This is a genomic window from Frankia sp. RB5 (assembly GCF_059816245.1).
On sequence record NZ_JCBATA010000051.1, the window covers coordinates 22,276 to 41,730 of the forward strand.

The 19,455-nt window shown below is 73.1% G+C and carries 14 protein-coding genes; 8 read left to right on the forward strand and 6 right to left on the reverse strand.

Annotated elements, in window-relative coordinates; translation table 11 throughout:
* The first annotated feature begins 21 nt into the window (after positions 1 to 21).
* A complete protein-coding gene (locus AC6EXY_RS23635) occupies positions 22 to 705 on the forward strand; it encodes a lysophospholipid acyltransferase family protein (RefSeq protein WP_243407498.1) in 684 nt (227 codons plus the stop codon).
* Between the two features lie 331 nt (positions 706 to 1,036).
* Here the strand turns inward: AC6EXY_RS23635 and AC6EXY_RS23640 are convergent, their stop codons facing one another.
* Together AC6EXY_RS23640 and AC6EXY_RS23645 are read right to left on the reverse strand one after the other, a co-directional pair.
* Entirely contained in the window at positions 1,037 to 1,936 is a 900-nt protein-coding gene (locus AC6EXY_RS23640; RefSeq protein ID WP_101831816.1) for a LuxR C-terminal-related transcriptional regulator, read from the reverse strand.
* A 199-nt stretch (positions 1,937 to 2,135) separates the two neighbouring features.
* Positions 2,136 to 5,753 carry a TM0106 family RecB-like putative nuclease gene (locus AC6EXY_RS23645; protein WP_499816954.1) on the reverse strand — a complete coding sequence of 1,206 codons (3,618 nt, stop codon included), beginning with the start codon at positions 5,751 to 5,753 and terminating at the stop codon, positions 2,136 to 2,138.
* 604 nt (positions 5,754 to 6,357) lie between these two features.
* Between AC6EXY_RS23645 and AC6EXY_RS23650 the strand changes: the two genes are divergently transcribed.
* The 3 genes from AC6EXY_RS23650 to nhaA are packed head-to-tail and all read left to right on the forward strand — an operon-like array spanning position 6,358 to position 10,762.
* Positions 6,358 to 8,508 (forward strand): acetate--CoA ligase family protein, encoded by a 2,151-nt coding sequence (locus tag AC6EXY_RS23650; protein ID WP_101831819.1) that lies wholly within the window; start codon positions 6,358 to 6,360, stop codon positions 8,506 to 8,508.
* Complete coding sequence (locus AC6EXY_RS23655) at positions 8,505 to 9,371, forward strand: prephenate dehydratase (RefSeq protein ID WP_101831820.1); 867 nt, start codon at positions 8,505 to 8,507, stop codon at positions 9,369 to 9,371. Before AC6EXY_RS23650 ends, AC6EXY_RS23655 begins: the two co-directional genes overlap by 4 nt.
* A gap of 8 nt (positions 9,372 to 9,379) precedes the next feature.
* Positions 9,380 to 10,762, forward strand: coding sequence for a Na+/H+ antiporter NhaA (gene nhaA, locus AC6EXY_RS23660; RefSeq protein WP_499816953.1), 1,383 nt, complete (start codon positions 9,380 to 9,382; stop codon positions 10,760 to 10,762).
* On the opposite strand, the gene AC6EXY_RS23665 is transcribed toward nhaA, so the two are convergent.
* Entirely contained in the window at positions 10,721 to 11,371 is a 651-nt protein-coding gene (locus AC6EXY_RS23665) for a DsbA family protein (RefSeq protein WP_101831822.1), read from the reverse strand. The genes nhaA and AC6EXY_RS23665 overlap by 42 nt on opposite strands.
* Before the next feature lie 318 nt (positions 11,372 to 11,689).
* Between AC6EXY_RS23665 and AC6EXY_RS23670 the strand changes: the two genes are divergently transcribed.
* The 4 genes from AC6EXY_RS23670 (at position 11,690) to AC6EXY_RS23685 (ending at position 16,449) form a co-directional block, all read left to right on the forward strand.
* Positions 11,690 to 13,933, forward strand: a complete 2,244-nt coding sequence (locus AC6EXY_RS23670; RefSeq protein ID WP_101831823.1) for a vitamin B12-dependent ribonucleotide reductase — start codon at positions 11,690 to 11,692, stop codon at positions 13,931 to 13,933.
* Positions 13,934 to 14,048: 115 nt separating this feature from the next.
* Positions 14,049 to 14,816, forward strand: coding sequence for a LamB/YcsF family protein (locus tag AC6EXY_RS23675; RefSeq protein WP_101831824.1), 768 nt, complete (start codon positions 14,049 to 14,051; stop codon positions 14,814 to 14,816).
* Positions 14,813 to 15,502 carry a 5-oxoprolinase subunit B family protein gene (locus tag AC6EXY_RS23680; protein WP_207770297.1) on the forward strand — a complete coding sequence of 230 codons (690 nt, stop codon included), beginning with the start codon at positions 14,813 to 14,815 and terminating at the stop codon, positions 15,500 to 15,502. The genes AC6EXY_RS23675 and AC6EXY_RS23680 overlap by 4 nt, the downstream gene beginning before the upstream one ends.
* The gene (locus AC6EXY_RS23685) at positions 15,499 to 16,449 is read left to right on the forward strand and encodes a 5-oxoprolinase subunit C family protein (RefSeq protein WP_207770298.1); all 951 of its coding nucleotides are present in this window, start codon (positions 15,499 to 15,501) and stop codon (positions 16,447 to 16,449) included. Before AC6EXY_RS23680 ends, AC6EXY_RS23685 begins: the two co-directional genes overlap by 4 nt.
* Here the strand turns inward: AC6EXY_RS23685 and AC6EXY_RS23690 are convergent.
* The 3 genes from AC6EXY_RS23690 to AC6EXY_RS23700 all read right to left on the reverse strand — a co-directional run bounded on the left by AC6EXY_RS23690 (position 16,390) and on the right by AC6EXY_RS23700 (position 18,653).
* Positions 16,390 to 16,995 (reverse strand): NUDIX hydrolase, encoded by a 606-nt coding sequence (locus AC6EXY_RS23690; protein ID WP_243407500.1) that lies wholly within the window; start codon positions 16,993 to 16,995, stop codon positions 16,390 to 16,392. The genes AC6EXY_RS23685 and AC6EXY_RS23690 overlap by 60 nt on opposite strands.
* A gap of 69 nt (positions 16,996 to 17,064) precedes the next feature.
* On the reverse strand, positions 17,065 to 17,769 hold the full coding sequence (locus AC6EXY_RS23695; RefSeq protein WP_101831826.1) for a hypothetical protein: 705 nt from the start codon (positions 17,767 to 17,769) through the stop codon (positions 17,065 to 17,067).
* A gap of 113 nt (positions 17,770 to 17,882) precedes the next feature.
* A complete protein-coding gene (locus AC6EXY_RS23700; RefSeq protein WP_499816952.1) occupies positions 17,883 to 18,653 on the reverse strand; it encodes a polysaccharide deacetylase family protein in 771 nt (256 codons plus the stop codon).
* Between the last annotated feature and the right edge of the window lie 802 nt (positions 18,654 to 19,455).

Genomic DNA, 19,455 nt, shown 5'->3' on the forward strand with positions numbered 1-19,455 from the left:
TCGAAAATCGTCTACACGTGCATGAAGAAGGTACTGAGTCCGGTGTGCCGTGCTTTCTGGCATCCAGTGGTCGAAGGACTCGAGAACATTCCTGCCGATGGTCCTGCCATCATCGCCAGCAACCATCTGTCGGCGCTCGACTCGGCGTTCATCGCGCTGGCCTCCGACCGGCGCGTCACCTTCCTGGCCAAGAGTGAGTACTTCAACACCCCGGGTCTGCGGGGCCTGGCCGGGAAGCTGTTCGTCGCCGCCACCGGCCAGATCTCCGTCGACCGCAACAACCAGCGCAAGGCGGGTGCGGCCCTGCGGGCCGGCGTTCACGCGCTCGGTCAGGGCGAGCTGCTGGGCATCTTCCCCGAGGGAACCCGCTCGCCGGACGGACGCCTGTACCGAGGCAGGTCAGGCGTCACGCGCCTGGCGATGGCCACTGGCGCTCCGGTGATCCCGGTAGGTCTCGTCGGCACCTTCCAGGTCCTGCCCCTGGACCGCAGACTCCCCCGGTCCGGCCGCGTGTACCTGCGCTTCGGTACGCCGCTACGGTTCCCGATCATGCCCGAGGAGGGCGCGGGAGCGGCGCAGCGGGAGGCGACGGACCAGATCATGAAGGCCATCCAGGAACTGTCCGGCCAGTGCCAGGCGGACATGTACGCCGACCGGTTCAAGGCGTCCCTGGGACTCGCTGGTCAGCGCGCCACGAGCGACTGACCAGCCACGAGACGTCCGCTCCGCCGCACCTCCCTGGTCGGTGCGGCGGGCGGGCGACGGCGGGGCCGGTGCGGCGGAGCGGGTCGCACCGGCCCCGTTCAGGCAGTGTCGTCAGCCGGCCGATCGGACCTGGTCGCGCTGGGTCCGTCGATCGGAGCCGGCCGGTCCGCGACGCCTTCACCGCAGGTGGCTCAGGGCCTACGACGGCGGGCCGGGCAGCCCTTCCACGCCGCCTGAATGCCACGTGAACGCCGCGTGAACGCCGCGTCCGCCTGTCGGCCGCCGAGTACGGGTGACCCGGCGGCCGACAGGCGGGCGGCGCACTGTCAGCTCAGGGCAACATTCCCAGCTGGCGCGCGGCATGCACCGCGGCCGTCCGGTTACGCACACCGAGCTTGCGCATGATGCTGCGCAGGTAGGCCTTCACCGTCTCGGGTGAGACAGTGAGTCGGCGTGCTGTCTCGACGTTGGACAGACCCAGCGCGACCTGCGCGAGCACCTCGAGTTCGCGCGGTGTCAGGGCCAGCCGACCGCCGATTTTGGGATCCTGGTCCAGCAGCCCGCGCAACAGCTCCGACACGCCGCCGATCCGCCCCCGCAGCAGCGGGTCGGCCACATGTTCGGTGACCTCCTGCAGCTCCCGGTAGGCCAGCCGAAGACTCTCCTGCGGCTGGCCGGGCGAACGGGGCAGTGGTACGGCACCCACCTGGCGTATCACGGTGGGCGGACGGTGCCCGGCGGGCACCGTCGGCGACATTGACTCCCCATGTGCGGCAGCCACACCCAGCTCACGTTCCATCAGACGAGCCGTCGCAATGGCCGCCCGTACGGCGGCCTCGGTGAACGGTGCCTCGGTCCGCATGGCTCCGTACAGCACGGCGACAACCGTGCCTCCCATGCTGACCGGCACCGCGAGAATCGCTCCAAGCTCACTGCCCTCGATCGGAGCGACAGTCGAGCGCAGAACCCTTCTCGTCGCCGCCGGGTCGTTGATGACGACCGGGCGGCAATGCCGCACCACCTGACCGCCGATCCCCGTGCCTGGCGGGACGGAGGCACCGAGCAGTCCGCTCGGCGCCGGTCCGTCCACGTTCGTCACGGTCAATCGACCGGAATGCGGTGCGACTATTCCACCGAATGTGAGATGGGCTCCCGATGAAGCGCGCAGCCGGGCGAGCGCCCGCGGCAGGACTGTCTGCACGCGACTTGGGGCCGACACGTCCACGGTCACGAGCGTCCCCTTCCCGACCTGTAGAAGATCGAGGGAATCGTAGCACCCGTTTTACGATAAGCACAAGAAAGTGCACGAACAGCATGCCGCGAAAAGTCGTCCGAGAGTCGGGGGCCGTTCGCGCGTAATAGCAGCGTCCCACCGGTGTACGACCATCGCACGGGCCCCGAATGCACGTGCGTCGATCATTGTCGCGCGATCATTGTCGCGCGATGAGGTCGGTGCGCGCCGTCGCCCGCAGCCGGGCGAGCCCGGCGAGGAGCTGGAGCTCCGCGACGCTGCGCGGCGAACTGTCGAGCAGCGCCGGGGACATGACGAGGACCGCCGCGACCTGGGCCCGGGAGAGTGCCACGTTGAGCCGGTTGCGCGAGAGCAGGAAGTCCAGGCCCCGCGGCGCCTGCGCGGCGCTCGACGTCGTCAGGGACACGATGACGACCGACGCCTCCTGCCCCTGGAACCGGTCGACGGTACCGACCCGCACCCCGTGCAGCCCGGCGCGATCCAGCGCGTGCTCGATCGCGCGCACCTGCCGGTTGTACGGGGCGACGACGAGGATGTCCCCGCCGGCGAGCGACCTGGTCCGGTCGCCGTCGACGGCCCCGCGCCCCACGACGTGGCGGACCGCGGCGCAGACCACCGCGATCTCCTCGTCGGATCGCGTGCCGTTGCCCCGGTGCTCGACGTCGAGCAGGTAGGTCCCGGCCGGCAACCCGTCGATGGAGCGGGTGGCGGCCACCGGGTGGGACCGCAGGCGGCCGCGGTAGGCGAGCGCGGACACCGGCGCGCAGACCGCCGGATGCAGCCGGCGGGTGCGGTCGAGGAAGTAGCCGAGCTCCGGCGGGATCACCTCGGCGTCGGCGAGGAGATGGGACAGCGCCGAGGCCTCGGCGCCCTCCGGATGGATCCCGGCCACGACCTGGGGAAGCTGCTGCGGATCACCCAACAGCACCAGGTTGTGCGCCGCCCCGGCCACCGCGAGCGTGTCCGCCAGCGCGAACTGGCCCGCCTCGTCGATGATCAGCACGTCGAAGGGCTTCGCCGCCAGCCGCGGGTTGGCGAAGGCCCAGGCCGTGTCCCCGACCAGATGCCCCTCCGGATGGCTCTCCCGCCACGCCACCAGGGCCCCCAGGTCACGCGGGGAGTCCCACGGCGGCTGCTGCCCCGGGTCCGGTCCGGCTCCGCCGCCACGGCGCTTCTTGGCCGCGGGCACGAGGGGCTTCCACGGCGGCCGGTCACCGCCGCCGTCCCCCGGGCCGGGCGGCTCACTCGCCGCGGGCGGCTCACCCGTCGCGGGCGGCTGACCCGTCGCGGGCGGCTGACCCGTCGCGGCCAGCATCGCGTTCTCGATCGCCTTGTGGCTGGTGGAGCAGAGGCCCACGGACCGGCCCTGAGCCACCAGATGCCGGATCAGGCGGCCGGCGAGGTAGGTCTTCCCCGCGCCGGGCGGTCCCTGGACCGCGAGGTAGGAGCCGTCGAGGTGGCTGACCGCGGCGAGCACGGCACTGACCTGATCGTCTCCGTGGGCCGCGGCCGAGGGCAGGGCCGCGCCCGCTCCCACCAGCCGGGGCGGTATGCGCCGCAGCAGGTCGATGGCCGCCTCCGCGGGCAGCGCGGGCAGCGCCGCCGCGGCTCGCCCGGCCAGCTGGCGGATCGCGGCCGGCTTGGGCTCGGGCCGCACCGGTGCGCCGGGCAGCACCGCGGCCGGCAGAGCACGGCTGGTCTCCTCCGGCGGCACGCTCTCACGCAGGACCAGCTCGTGGGGGGCGGCGCGCTCGACCACGGCGTCGGTGGCCGTCCCCTCGCCGCCTGACTGGCGGCGGTACAGCAGCCGCACGGACTCGCCCCGCTCGAACGGATGGGGGCGCTCGGGCAGGGTCTCGGCTCGCAGCAGGCGACGGCTGCGGCGCCGGCGCCCCGACGGCTCGTCCCAGTCCTCCACGACGTGCCACCGCAGCGGTACCGCGCAGTCGTCGGCGGCCTCCAGGCTCTCCCGGTCCGCGGTGAGCGCGGCGAAGTACGTCCACCAGGCCGGTTTGTTCTCCCGGCGGTGATAGCCGACCGCGGCGGCGAGCAGCGCACGCGCCCGCTCGTCGGCCGACCAGGCCGCCGGATCCGCGGGCAGTCCCGCGACCAGGGCGTCGACGACGGCGTCCGGGCCGTCCGCCTCGTCCAGCACACCTTGATCGGCCTCGGCCGCGCCGCTGGCGACCGCGTCGCGGACGGCGACGCCCTCGCGCCGACCCAGATCGAGCAGCCATTGATGCAGGCGGTGCGTCGACACGCAGTCGACCCGGTTGTACTCGGCGATCTCGGCGAGCTGACGCCGCGCCGGCGCGTCCTCGCCGGCGGCGCGGTGCTCCAGGAAGGCCTCGTACGCCACGATGCTGTCGGCGGCGTTCTTGACCCCCGCGGTCCGCGCGCCCGGGTAGAACAGCGGCTCCAGATACTTGATCGAATAGGACGGCTGGGAGACACGCAGGCTGGCCCGCACCACCGCGTAGAGGTCGACGAGCCGGCTGGTGGCGAGCAGGTCGTCGACCTGGCGCTCCCGCGTGCCGTGCCGGGCGGCCAGCCGGCGCAGCGCGCCCGGCTCGTAGGGCGCGTAGTGGTAGATGTGCGCCCCGGGATGGGCGGTCAGCCGGCCCGTCGCCCAGTCGACGAAGTCCTCGAAGGCGCGCCGTTCGCCCGCGCGGTCATGCGCCCAGAACGCGTGGAAGGACTCCGCCGCAGTGGTCGGGTCGCCGGGCTCGCCCGCGCCCCGTCCGTTCGGGGGATCGGTCAGCGTGATCGCTCCGAAGAGGTACTCCAGGCCCGCGGCATCCAACGCGTACGGATCGCCTTCCATGTCGAAGTAGATGTCGCCGGGATCCGGTGCCGGCAACATCCTCAGGCCGTCGGGATCGACCATCCGCACGCTCACGGTCCCCACCGGATCATCCGTGGTGCGCGTCCTGTCCTGGGCGGCCTGCAACTCGGCCTGCAGGCGCAGCCCCGCGAACGAGGTGGCGGACATCGCCGCCGGTCGCTGGTCGTCCGTGGCCGCCGCGAGTTCCTCCACCGTCGAGATGCCGTCGTCGCGCAGGACCCGTCGCTGGTCCGCGCGCAGCCCGGCGACCAGCGAAAGGTCCCGTGCCCGTTCCCGGCCCCGGGAACAGTGCTCGGCGTAGCCACAGCCCGCACACTCCGGACGAGGTTCGCCCCACGCGGGCACGGGCACGGCCGGCGGGCCCGCGAGCCGGCTCTCCAGCCGCCCGCGCGCGTGGTCGACCATCGGCGCCACGTCCTCGACCCGGAAGGTGCGGACGATCCCGGGCTCGGGACCGGGACCGGGCCCGGGCCGTCCGGCCCCGGGGATCGGCTCAGCCGGCCGCGCGTCCCTGGTGGGATGGAGCAGATGCATGAACCGCGCGGGCGCGGCACCGACCGACGACAGCGCCAGCGCGTAGGCCGCGAGCTGCAGCACCGCGCCGGGGCGGGCCTGGCGGGCCAGCTTCGCGTCGTAGGGCTCGTAGTGGCCGGGCTCGGCCGGTGCGCGGACGCCGCCGGTGCGGGGATCGAGATGGGCGGCGATGAGGAAGTCCGGGCGGCCGTGGAAGCCACCGTCGAACAGGACCCCCTGGTAGACCACGGGCGTGCCGGCGGCGAGCGCCGCCCGGGTGCGCTCCGCCGCCGCCGCTAGACCCTCCTCGGTCGGCGCCGGGCGCGGGATCTCCACGACCCCGCCCGGGCCGAAGCAGCGGCGCAGATGGTCCAGCCAGCGCTGTTCGTGCGCCATGCCGTGGCGCACCGCGGTCCGGTCCGGCGCGGTGGTCCGCACCAGCGGGGCGGGCTCATCCGGGCCTGCCCCTTGGGTGCCTGCCCCTTGGGTGCCTGCCCCTTGGGTGCCTGCCCCTTGGGTGCCTGCCCCGTCCGGGCCTGCCCCGTCCGGGCCGGGGTCGCCACCGTCGATGGACGCCTGTCCGTCCGCCACCGCGTGGGTGAGCCTGACGCGATGCCCGCATTCGACGATGTCAACAAGATCGCCCGCGGATACCACCCAGCGTCCGTCGAACTTCTGCACGTCACCATCCCGTCCGGGCCGCACTCGCGGTGTGGAGGCTGATTGTCCGGCCGGCGCGGCCTAGCCGTTCGGGCCACCTCGATCAGGTGCACCTTGCCGGCCGGGAGGCACCGGGTCGAGCCCGACCCGCCCCGTGAGGTCGATCACACTCGATCAGTGATCGATGTGGGCGCCGTCGCATCCGTACGAGCGCGCCCGACCGTCACCGCCCTCGCCCTCGAAGGTGACGCGAACGTTGTCCGGCGAACACCCAGCCCTGAAGTCCGCACGGCGCCACCGTGCCCGACCGATCCCCCCGATGCCCCACCGACGCCCCACGCGGCCAACAACCACCAGGACGATCAGGACTGGGCATATTACGATGGCCGCCGTGGATGTCCCGGGCCCGGCGGACCACGAGGGCAGCATCGATCGCCTGCTGCATCCACGCGTGGTCGCCGTGATCGGTGCCAGTCGGCAGCCCGCAGCGGTCGGGCACGAGGTGTTCCGGCAGTTGCTCGCGCATGGTTTCACCGGCACCGTCTATCCCGTCAACGCGGCCGCCACCCATGTCGCCTCCGTGTACGCCTATCGGGACGTGTGCGACGTGCCGGCGCCGATTGACCTGGCGGTCATCGCGGTACCGGCCCGTGAGGTCACCGCCGTCATGCGTGCCTGCGCGCGCAAACGGGTGGGCGGCGTCATCGTGGTGTCCGCCGGCTTCGCGGACGCCGGCGACGAGGGCCGTGATCGTCTCGCGGAGGTCATCCGGATCGCGCGCGACGGCGGGATGCGCCTGATCGGCCCCAACGCGATGGGCGTCGTCAACACGGCGCCGTCGTCACGGCTTCACGCCACGTTCGCGGCCGGTGCGCCACCGGCTGGCCGGGTCGGTGTCCTCACGCAGTCCGGCGCGCTCGCGGGCACGTTTCTCGCCGAGGCCGCGCGGCGCGCGATCGGCTTCTCCACCTTCGTGTCCGCCGGCGATCGCTCCGACGTGTCGACCAACGACCTGCTCGAGTACTGGCGCTCGGACAGCCGCACCAGCGTCGTCATGCTGCATCTGCAGAGCGTCGGGAATCCGCGCCGGTTCGCCCGGATAGCGCGCGATCTCGGCCGCACCAAGCCCGTCGTGGCGCTCAAGAGCGGCCAGGACTCCACCGGTGACGGCGTCGACGCGCTGTTCACCAGCGCCGGCGTGGTCCGCGCCGACACCCTGACCCAGCTGTTCGACGCCGTGCAGCTGCTCGCCCACCAGCCGCTTCCGACCGGTCGCCGCGTCGGCGTCGTGGGGACGAGCCGCGCGCTCGCGGCACTCGCGACCGACGCCTGTCGCACCTACGCGCTCGAGGTGCCGCTGCTGTCCGAACGGACGTGCGCGGCCCTCGCCGACCTCCTCGGCCACCGCCATGCCACCAATCCGGTCGACCTCGGGCCGCTGGCCGATCCCGATCGCTTCGAGGCGGCCCTGCGGCTGGTCGCAGGCTCCGGCGAGGTCGACGCCGTCCTCACGCTCGTCACGCCGCACGCCCAGGAGGACCGCCTCGGATCCGCGGTGCGCACCGTCGCCGCGGACGTCGGGCTTCCGGTCCTCGCCTCGTACCTCGGCCTGGACGGCATGCCGGACGCGCTCGCCGTGCCGGACGCGACCGGCTCGCCCGGGCCCGGCTCGGTGCCGTCGTACTCCTCGCCGGAGTCGGCGGCGCTCGCGCTGTCCCGCGCCGCCGATCACGCGGCGTGGCGCTCGCGCGACCTCGGCCGGGTCCCCGAACCCGGGGGCGTCGACCTTCGTGCCGCCCGCCGCGAGGTCGGGACCAGCCCGAAGGACGGCACCTGGCTTCCCGAGGCCACCGTCGCCGCCCTGCTGGGCGGGGTGGGTCTGCGGGCCTGGCCGAGCGTGCGGGTCGCCGACGAGCGCGAGGCGCTGGCCGCGGTGGCATCCCTCGGCTGGCCCGTCGCTCTCAAGATCGCCGACGAGCGGTTCCGCAGCAGGCTCGACGTCGGCGCGGTGCAGCTCGGTCTCGGCACCGAGGCCGACCTCGGTGCCGCCTGGCGGACGATCCGCGCCGCCGTGGGGCCCGGCGACATGCTCGTCCAGCCCATGGCGCCGGCGGGGGTCTCGACCGTCGTGCGGCTGCGGCAGGATCCGACCGTGGGAACGCTGCTGTCCCTGCGCCTGGGCGGGGCCGTCGCGGACCTGCTGGCCGATCCCCTGGCCCGCACCCTGCCGCTGACGGACCTGGACGCCGAGGAGCTCATCGGCTCCATCCGGGGCAGCGTGCTGCTGGTCGGGGGCTCCGGCGCGCCGGCCGCGGACACCGGCGCCCTCGCCGATCTCCTGCACCGGGTCGCCCGGCTCGCCGAGGAGGTGCCCGAGATCGGGGAGGTCCTCCTCGATCCGGTGCTGGTGGGCCGCACCGGGGTGGTCCTGCTGCACGCGGGCGTCCGGCTGCTTCCGGCGCCGGCGGCGTCTCCCACCCGTCCTGACGCGCCCGCCTCGACGAACCGGCAGGCCGGTACGGTCGACCTATGACCGCACGACAGAGGATCGCGTTCCAGGGCGAACGGGGAGCCAACTCGCACATCGCCTGCCGGGATGTCTATCCGGACTACGAGGCGGTCCCCTACCAGACGTTCGACGAGTGCTTCTCCGCGCTCGAGGACGGCGCGGTGGATCTCGCGATGATCCCCGTCGAGAACTCGACCGCCGGGCGCGTCGCCGACATCCACCTGCTGTTGCCGCGGCCCGCCGTCCACATCATCGGCGAGTACTTCCTGCCCGTCCGCCACCAGCTGCTCGGGGTCCCCGGCGGGACGCTGGACGACGTCAAGACCGTGCACAGCCATCCGCAGGCGCTGGCGCAGTGCCGCGAGGCGCTGCGTGGGCTCGGGCTGGTGCCCGTCGCCGCCGCGGACACCGCCGGGGCCGCCCGGGAGATCGCCGAGGCGGGTGATCCCGCGCGCGCCGCGATCGCCTCCCGCCTCGCCGCCGACGCCTACGGGCTCCAGGTGCTGCGGGCGGATCTGGAGGACGAGGAGCACAACACGACCCGCTTCCTCATCCTGTCCAGCGAGAGCCTGCGGGCCGCCGTCGGCGTCGGACCGCTCGTGACGACCTTCGTGTTCAACGTGCACAACCGCCCGGCCGCGCTCTACAAGGCGCTGGGCGGCTTCGCCACGAACGGTGTGAACATGACCAAACTCGAGAGTTACATGGTCAACGGCAACTTCGTGGCCACCCAGTTCCTCTCCGACGTCGAAGGCAGCCCGGAGGATCCCGCCGTCGCCCGCGCGTTCGAGGAGCTGTCCTTCTACGCGGACTACCGGGTGCTGGGCGTCTACCGGGCGAGCCGGTTCCGCGAACTCCACCAGCCGGACCTCGCCGCGGGTATCTAGGCCACCCGGTGACCGCTCCACCCCGCCCCGGCCCGGGGCTGCGGATCCGCCTGCCTCAGGTCGCACCCTCCCTGCGGGAGTTCCTGGCCACCGAGGCCGGCGGCGCGATGCTGCTCCTGATCGCCACCGTGGTGGCTCTCGGCTGGGCGAACTCACCCTGGTCCGGAGGCTACGCCCGGCTGTGGGAGACCACCGCCGAGGTCAGGATCGGCGGCGCCGGCATCGACATGAGCCTGCTGCACTGGGTGAACGACGGTGCCATGGCGGTCTTCTTCACCGTGGTCGGCCTGGAGATCAGCCGCGAGTTCACCGCGGGCGAACTGCGTGACCGCCGCATGGTCGCGGTGCCCGCCCTCGGCGCCATCGGCGGTCTGGCCCTTCCCGCGACGATCTACCTGCTGGCCAACACCTCGGGGCCGGCCGCCCGGGGCTGGGGCGTGCCCATGTCCACGGACACCGCGTTCGTGGTCGGGATACTCGCGCTGTTCGGGCCGAGGTGCCCGGACCGTCTTCGCCTGTTCCTGCTCACCCTCGCGATCGTCGACGACATCGGTGCGATCTGCGTGGTCGGGGTCTTCTACACCGAGCGGGTGGATCCGCTCGGCCTTCTGGTGGCGGGTGGCGTCATCCTCGCGATTCTCGCGCTGCGCTGGCTGGGTGTGTGGCAGCTTCCGCCCTACGTCCTGCTCTCCCTGGTGCTCTGGGGCGCGGTGCATGCCTCCGGCGTGCACGCGACCCTGGCGGGTGTCCTGACGGGTCTGCTGATCCCGGCCCGACCGCCCCGCCATGACCAGATCGACGAGGTTCCCGTCTACGTCCGGGCCCTGGCGGAGGATTCCAACGCCACCAGGGCCGGTCTCGCCGTGGCCGCCGCCAAGGCGACGGTCTCCCCGAACGAGCGGCTGCAGCGGGTCCTGCACCCCTTCAGCGCGTTCATCGTGGTTCCCGTCTTCGGCCTCGCCAACGCGGGTGTCCACCTGGACGCCGCGACGCTGCGCGCCGCGGCGGCCTCCCCGGTCACCCTGGGCATCATGGTGGCCCTGGTCGCGGGCAACGCCGTCGGGATCACCCTGGCGAGTACCGTGGCGATCCGCAGCGGACTCGGTCAGCTGCCCGGCCAGGTCCGGTACAGCCATCTGATGGGCGCGGCCACGCTGGCCGGCATCGGCTTCACCATCTCGCTGTTCATCACGGAACTCGCCTTCACCGATCCCGAGCTGCGCGAGCAGGCGAAGATCGGCATTCTGGGCGGCTCGCTCACAGCGGCCGTCGCGGGGACCGTGATCCTCCGTGTCCTCGGCGAGAGAATGCCGCTGTGCTCACCGCTCACCGACGAACCGGTACCCCGGCTACCCCCGCGACCATGGCGGGCGCCGGCGCCGGTGAAGTGACAGGTTCGCCGCCTTCCGCAGGGGCGCGATCTCGGTGCGCCCCCGGTAGGGCACACCATTGATGTACACCGTCGGAGTTCCGCGAACGCCCTGCTCAATACCGCGCGCGTAGTCGGCCTCGACGGCGTCGCCGAACGGCTGTGCCGCCTCCCCCACGACCAGGTCGCCATCAATTCCCAGCGAGGTGGCGTACGCCCGCAGGAACTTGTCCGCGAGCCGGTCCTGGCGCGCGAAAAGCAGGTCGTGCATGTCCCAGAAGCGCCCGTGCGCACCCGCCGCCTCCGCGGCGAGCGCCGCGGTCAGGGCATAGGGATGGACATCGAAGACCGGGAAGTGGCGAAAGACCAGTTTGACCTGACCCGCCGAGCTCTCGACGAGCTCTCGCAGGACGGGCGCGGTCCGCGCGCAGTACGGACACTCGAAGTCGCCGTATTCGACCACCACGATCGGTGCGTCGCCGCGGCCCAGGACGTGCCGCGAGGGACCCGCCGCCACCGCGGCGCCGTCGGGCGCACCGCCGACGGCGAGCGCGGCCGGTGAGCCCGCTTCTCCCGCCGGCCCCGGCCCCACCGCGCACACCGCGGCCGGCTCCGGCGGATCAGCCGACATCGCACGGTTCCGTCCGCGTCCACCACGATGTTCGTGGGTTCGCCGTCTCGCATTCACCGACGTACTCTTCCCCGCCCACGTGGCAATTATGGCGGCGACCGGCGCCGGCTGGCGACAGCAGGCCAGGAATCGGACAGTGCATTGTATGTTACGAATCACATTAACTTGTGGGACCCTGCTCGAGGCGCCGTCCTGTATGTGACCATCGCCCCGTCGCCAGGCGTCGCCGAGGCCGCCGACCCCATCGAAGGGCCATCGACATCGAAGGGCCATCGACGCCGAAGACGCCGCCGTGCCCATGAGACCGCAGGGAGCACGATGCTCGAGACACACAGCGAGCTCGACGCCGAGCAGCCCCCGCGTCCCATGCGACCCGGCACCGCCGGGGACACCAGCGCCGCGGAGCCTCCACCAGCGCCAGGGCTGCGGATCACACGGGCGCACACGCGACCCGGGGTACACCCGTTCGACGAGGTCCGCTGGGACCGTCGCGACGTCGTCCTCACCAACTGGCGGGACGGCTCGGCCATCTTCCGCCAGCGCGGCGTCGAGTTCCCGTCCTTCTGGTCAGGCACGGCGGCGGCCGTCGTCGCGAGCCGGTACTTCCACGGCGTCCCCGGCAGCCCGGAGCGGGAGTGGTCCCTGCGCCAACTGATCGTCCGGGTGGTGACCCCCTACACCCGGACCGGCAGGAGGCTGGGGTACTTCGCCTCCGACGCGGACGCGGAGATCTTCGAGCACGAGCTGATCTGGCTCGTGCTGCACCAGGCGTTCAGCTTCAACAGCCCGGTCTGGTTCAACGTGGGCACCGACGCCCCGCAGCAGGTCGCCTCGTGCTTCATCCTGGCCGCCGAGGACAGCCTCGAATCGGTCCTGGACTGGTACCGGGACGAGGCGCTGCTCTTCCACGGCGGGGCCGGCTCCGGCGTGAACCTGTCCCGGCTGCGGTCCTCCGCGGAACTGCTGCCCTCAGGTCGGCCCGCGGCCGGCCCGGTGAGCTTCATGCGCGGCGCCGACGCCTCCGCGGGGACCATCCGGGCGGGCGGCGCTCCCCGCCCGGCGGCGAAGATCGTCGTGCTCGACGTGGACCATCCCGACATCGCCGACTTCATCGAGTGCAAAGCGCGTGAGGAACGCAAGATCCGTGCACTGCGCGACGCCGGATTCGACATGGACATCGGCGGCCGCGATCTCGACTCGGTCCAGTTCCAGAACGCGAACAACGCCGTCCGCGTCAGCGACACCTTCATGCGGGCGGTGGCCACCGACCAGCAGTTCCAGCTGCACGCCCGAAGCGATGGCAGGGCGATACACAGCATGCGGGCGCGCGATCTCTTCCGCATGATCGCCAAAGCCGCCTGGGAATGCTCGGATCCGGGCCTTCACTTCGATGACACGATCAACGACTGGAACACCTGCCCCACCGGCGGGCGCATCACCGCCAGCAACTCGTGCAGCGAGTACATGCATCTGGACAACTCCTCCTGCACGATCGGATCGCTGAACCTGCTCAGCTTCCTCGACCGGAACCGGCTTTTCGACACCGCGCGCTTCGCCAGCGCGGTCGGGCTCGTGGTGCTCGCCATGGACATCTCGCTGTCCTTCGCCGACCTGCCGAACCCGCGGGTCAGAGCCGTCACCCAGGACTACCGTCAGCTGGGCGTCGGCTACACGAACCTCGGCGCCCTGCTGATGGCCACCGGGCAGGCGTACGACAGTGAGCAGGGGCGCACCACCGCCGCCGCCATCACGTCGCTGATGTCGGCCACCGCCTACCGGCGGTCGGCCGAGATCGCCGCCGTCCTCGGCGCGTACCCCGCCTTCCCCCCGAACGCCGCCGCCCATCGGCGGGTCGTCGCGCGCCATGCCGCGGCGCACGCGGTGATCCGCCAGCCGGCCGACCTCGACGCGCAGGCGGACCTGTTCCTGCGGGCGGGCCAGGAATGGGATCGGGCGTTGTTCCTCGGCGAGCGGCACGGCTGGCGCAACGCCCACGTCACCCTGATCGCGCCCACCGGTACCACCGGGCTCGCCATGGACTGCGCGACGATGGGGGTCGAGCCGGACCTCTCCCTGGTCAAGCTCCAGAAGAGCCCGACGGGCTCCTGCATGCGCATCGTGAACACGACGGTCCCGACGGCACTGGAGGCCCTTGGTTACCCGCGGGCCGCGGTCGCGCGGATCGTGGGTTTCATCGCCGCGCACGGCCACGCCCTCGGCGCTCCCGGCCTTCGCCCCGAGCACCAGGCCGTCTTCGCCTGTGCTCTGGGCCCGCGCGCCATCGACCCGATGGGCCACGTCCGGATGATGGCGGCGGTCCAGCCCTTCCTGTCCGGTGCCATCTCGAAGACCATCCGTCTGCCGGCCGACGCCACCGTCGACGACGTCGCCGCGATCTTCTATGCCGGCTGGCGCAAGGGCCTCAAGGCCGTGGCCGTGTACCGCGACTCGGCGAAGGTCGGGCAGTCCCTGTCGGGCGTGACCCTCCCGCTCCAGGGCACGGCGGTCCCGGACGCCTATCTCGACCCCGGCGAGCCCGCCGCCCATCCCGTGCCGGAGTAGCTCCCGCAGATCCCGCTCCCCTCGGATCCCGCCGCCGGCGCCGGCTCATCCGCGACCGTGCAGGCCACACCACCGAGCGGGACCGCGAGGCCCGGGGTGGGGAAGGATCGGCTCCATGAACGAACCACCGCCGCTCGACCTCAACGCCGACCTCGGTGAGGGCTTCGGCGTCTGGCGCCTCACCGACGACGAGGCCCTGCTCGGCCTCGTCACCAGCGCCAACGTGGCCTGCGGCTTCCACGCCGGGGACCCGGCCACGATGCGGCGCGTCTGTGAGCGGGCCGTGGCGGCGGGCGTGCGCATCGGCGCCCAGGTCAGCTACCGCGACCTCGCGGGCTTCGGGCGGCGCCGCATCGACATGGAGCATGACGACCTGCGCGACGACGTTCTCTACCAGATCGGCGCGCTGGCGGCCTTCGCGAAGGCCGCCGGTGGCCGGGTCGGCTACGTCAAGCCACACGGAGCCCTCTACAACACCGCGGCGACGGACGAGCGGCAGGCGGCCGCGGTCGTGGACGCCGTGCGCCGCCACGACCCGGCGCTGCCGGTTCTCGGGCTGGCGGGTTCCGTCCTGCTGCGGCGGGCGGAGGAGGCCGGGCTGACGGCGATCGCGGAGGCGTTCGCCGACCGCGCCTACACGCCGGCCGGCACGCTGGTGTCCCGGCGTGAACCCGGCGCGGTGCTCCACGATCCGCAGGAGGTGATCCGCCGGACGGTCCGCCTGGCCACCGAGGGGACGGTGCTGAGCTCGACCGGTGTGCCGGTGCGGGTCAGGGCGAGGTCCCTGTGCGTCCACGGGGACACGCCCGGCGCCGTCGACCTGCTCCAGCGGCTGCGCCAGGCGCTGCGCGACGCCGGCATACCGCTGTCCCCGTTCTGTTGAGCGGGCCGCAACGAGCGGCCGCGCGCGTCCTGCCCTGCGGCACGGACGCCCTGCTGCTGGAGGTCGCGACCCTCGAGCACGCCGAGCGGCTGTACCTGCGGCTGCGACGGGATCCGCCCCCGGGGGTGGTCGAGCTGGTGCCCGCGGCGCGTACGGTTCTGGTCGTCGTCGACCGGCAGCGGACCAGCCTGGCGCGCCTGCGCCAGCGGGTGCGGCCGCTGATCGCCGCGGCGGGCCGCGGCGAACCCGGCGGCGCCGAGGGAGCGGCCATCGCCTCGGCCGGCCCCGAGGTGACCGTGCCCGTGCGCTACGACGGGCCGGATCTGGCGGAGGTCTCGCGCCTGGCCGGCCTGACCGCCGCCGACGTGGTGCGGCGCCATGTCCAGGGCCGGCATCGGGTCGCGTTCTGCGGTTTCGCGCCCGGGTTCGCGTATGTCGCCGGCCTCGATCCCGCACTCGCGCTTCCCCGCCGCGCCACCCCGCGCACCCGGGTACCGGCCGGTGCGGTGGCCGTCGCCGACACGTTCACCGGCGTCTACCCACGGTCCTCGCCCGGCGGCTGGCACCTGATCGGCCGCACCGATCTCGTCGTGTTCGACCTTGAGCGGGACCCGCCCGCACTGCTGTCCCCCGGTACCTCGGTGCGCTTCGTCGAGGCCGACCCGGCGGCGGGTGAGCATCCGTGAGCGGTCCCCACGGCACCCTCCCGCGAGCCGGCCAGGTGCGGATCATCGCGCCCGGTCCGTTCGCGACCGTCCAGGACCTGGGCCGTCCCGGCCTCGCGCACCTCGGCGTCACCCGATCCGGCGCGGCCGACCGGCACAGCCTGCGGTTGGCCAACCGGCTGGTCGGCAACCTCGTCGGCGCGGCGGCGATCGAGCTCGCCTACGGCGGTCTGGTCGCCCGCTTCGCCACCGCCGCCCTGATCGCCCTCACCGGAGCGCCCTGCCCGCTGGAACTCGCCGGTCGCGGTGTCGGCATGTACGCGCCGATCGACGTGCCGGCGGGCGCGCTGCTGCGAGTCGGCGTCCCCGAGCGCGGCGTTCGCACCTACCTCGCGATCCGCGGCGGGCTGGACGTGCCGGCCGTGCTCGGCTCCCGGTCGACGGACACCCTCGCCGGCCTCGGGCCGCCGGCGCTGACGGCCGGCGTCGACCTGGCGCTGGCGCGCGAGATGTCGGCTCCCCCGGTGGTCGATCTCGCGCCCCAGGCCCGGTACCCGTCCACACCGACCCTGCGGGTGCACCTCGGGCCGCGGGACGACTGGTTCACCGACGAGGCTCGCTCGCGGCTGTGGACCACGGAGTACGAGGTCACGGCAAGCAGCGACCGGGTCGGCGTGCGCCTGCTGGGCCCCGCGCTGCGGCGGCGGATCACCTCCGAGCTGCCCTCCGAGGGTCTCGTCCCGGGCGGCATCCAGGTTCCCCCCGACGGCCAGCCGGTGATCTTCCTGGCGGACCATCCGGTCACCGGCGGCTACCCGGTGCTGGGCGTCGTGACGGCGCGGGACATTCCCCTGATCGCCCAGTGCCGGCCGGGGCAGCGCGTGCGCCTGCGACCGTACCGGCGCGCGTCAACGCCAGGCGAAGACGGGCTGCTCGAAGGCGGCGACGCGAGTGTGGCGGCCGTGTAGTACCAGTTCGGCGAACTGGTACAGGATCGCCCCGGTCGGGGCATGGATGAGACGGTCCAGGAGCGGCACCTGGATCACCGGCCGCTCGGACTCGGGGATACTGACGAACCGCGGCGCCACCGACAGGTCGTCCAGCGGCACGACGTGCACCGATTCCACCTCGCCGGCATCCGGCCTGACCGCGGACAACCGCGTGCCCGCCCACAGGACGACCGGCGACATCACGTAGCCCGACCGGGTGGCGTAGTCGTCCAGCAGACCCAGGGTGTCCCCGGCCGACAGCTCCAGCCCGACCTCCTCCGCCAGCTCGCGCCGGGCGGTGGTGACGGGATCCTCGCCCGGCTCCGCCTTGCCACCGGGCAGGGCCCACTGGCCGGCGTGCGCCCGAAGCCGGGCGGCGCGCCGGGTGAGCAGGAAGGCTCCCCGGCCGTCGGCGTCCGCACCGACGACCAGGGCGACCGCGGACAGCCTGCGGCCGTCGAGCGCGATGCCCTGCCGGGGGAATCCCGCCATCGCCGTCGCCACACCAGCACGCAGATCGGTCACGTCATCGCGAGTCACCCTGACGTGCATACCAGGTCAGGAGCCCACAGGCCTGGCAGCGGTCCAGCGGGTTCAGCGGTGGCTGCGGCGCCGGTGACGCCCGAACCCGCTGGCGCGCTCCCCCGACCACTCCGGTGGGGCGTCCCCGCGGTCGTCGCCGGCCGCCACGCCGCCGGGCGCCGGGGTCGCGGGCCGGTCGCTGGGATAGACCTGCGGTTCGGCGACCGCCGGCGGCATCGGCCTGGGTGCGACGTCACCCGCCCGCAGCGCCCTGCGCCGGCGGGCGACCTCGACGTCACGCACGCCGCGCACGCTGAGCCGACCCCAGGCGGTCGAACCCAGAAAGACGATCGCAACGCCGAGGCCGTAGAAGAAACTGATCCATTCGAGTGCCTGCCGGGCCGATCCACCCCGCGGCGCGCCCAGCGTTCCGAGATGCCACGGACCGGCCAGCGTCGGGCCGAGAACGAACCAGGCGCCGGCGGCGATGGCCAGCCACGCGCCGAGGGCCGCCGTGCCCCGATTGGCACTGATCAGCAGGAGCAGACCGCCGGCGAACGTCGCGATCCCGGGCAGGAGCTCCAGCCAGAAGCGCGCCGAACTCCAGGTCCACGCGCCGTCCTGGGTGAAGCCGAAGTCGAAGTACGGCCCGATGAAGGGAATGAGCGCGCCCCACACCCCCAGCGCCATCAACAGGACGCCGCTGAGTGCGCCGCGGCTGCGGGGAATGTGCCAGGCGCCCAGTCCACGGGCGTCGGTGTCGAGGACCTGAGCCATCAGATGCTCCCTCTCCTTGCCCTACGACAGTCAGCCTGCCCCGTCCGCAGGTGACGAATCACCAGGCCAGGGCGGAGGCCGCGGGAGGCCGGGAGTCAGCGGGAGGCCGGGAGTCAGAGGGCGACGAAGCGCAGGCCCCGTGCCCGCAGGGCGGGCAGCACCCGCGCGAGGGCCGTGACCGTCTGCGAGCGATCACCGCCCCCGTCATGGCAGAGCAGGATGTCGCCGGCACGCGCGGCTTCGAGTGCCCGCACGATGGCGTCCGTGCCGGGCCTGGCCCAGTCGCGGGGGTCGACGCGCCAGCCGAGCGGGGCCAGGCCGAGATCCGCCGCGACGGACAGCACCTGCGCCGACCAGTCACCGCCCGGGGCGCGGAAGAGCCGTGGCGACCGTCCGCCCACCGCCGCGATCGCCTCCTGAGCGCGGGTGATCTCGGCCCGGATCTCCACCTCCGGGCGCTGGCTGAACGGCTGGGGATGGGACATCGTGTGGTTGCACAGCGTGTGCCCCTCGGCGAGTATCCGCCGCACGAGCGCGGGGTGGGCCCTGGCCTGCACGCCGATCAGGCAGAACGTGGCGAGCACCTCGTGCACACGAAGAACCTCGAGGACCCGGGGGGTCCATGTCGGGTGCGGGCCGTCGTCGAAGGTGAGGGCCACGGCGTTGGCCGGCGCGTCCGGCAGCAGGTCCCGCACCACCCGGGCCGGCCGCACCGCCAGCGGGTGCGCCGCTCGCCGGGCCGCGGCCGTGGCGCCGTCGCCCGAACCGGTCGAACCGGTCGGCGGGTTCCGGTCGCCGACCGGGACGAGGCGCGGGGAGCGCGCGGCGGGGCTGGCCGCCGTCGCCCCGGCGGAGCCGATCGCGGTGGTCGCGGCCGCGCTCACCGCGCCCGCCGCCGCCGCGAGCATGACGCGCCGGCGGCTGATCCGTGGCTCCGGCCGATCAGAACCGGCCGGTACGGCGCCGCCTTCCGTCCGTCGGCGGTGGCTCACGTGCTCCGCCCGCCGGCGCCGTCGGACCCACGGTTCTTCCGCACCTCGCGCATACCCCACTCAGATCCCCGGTCCGGTCACGGTCCGCCGGATCAGGATCGCTCCGAAGGGCCGCGGCGACGGATCCATACGTGCCACCCCGGATACCGACAGTCAATATGGACGATACGCAGCAGCTTCGACCCCGTCCGTCCAAACCGGCGAATTCCGGCGGCGCGACCTACCTGGAAGGGGCGGGTTCGGGGGGAGGGCGGCGAAAGGCGGCCACGACCCGGGATCTCGAGAAGGTCATCGGGACGTTGAATCACCGGGAGGTCGACACATCAGCGCGCCGGCGAGAGACGCATAGTCGACGCGGCGCCGGGACCCGGCACGTCACCGGGGCACACGTCCACTCAGGCAGTGTCATGTCAGGACCACAACGTGACAGAATGAGCGTTCACGATCGGCGTCCCGCGCGGGCGCCGGGAACTCTCCCCGCCAGCGCCGGCGTGGCCGATCAGCGTTGCCCGCGACCAGCCGCTTCCCCTCGTCGCGTACCCGCCAGCCGGAGCCACCACCCGGAGCGGAAACCCCTTTCCAGATACGGGTCGCACGAAAGTGCAGGCCAGGCCGCCGACGGTGGCAAGGAAAGCCGGGTGGTGCGACACCCCACGACAGACCCATACCACACACTGACACCGGCCCACGAAAG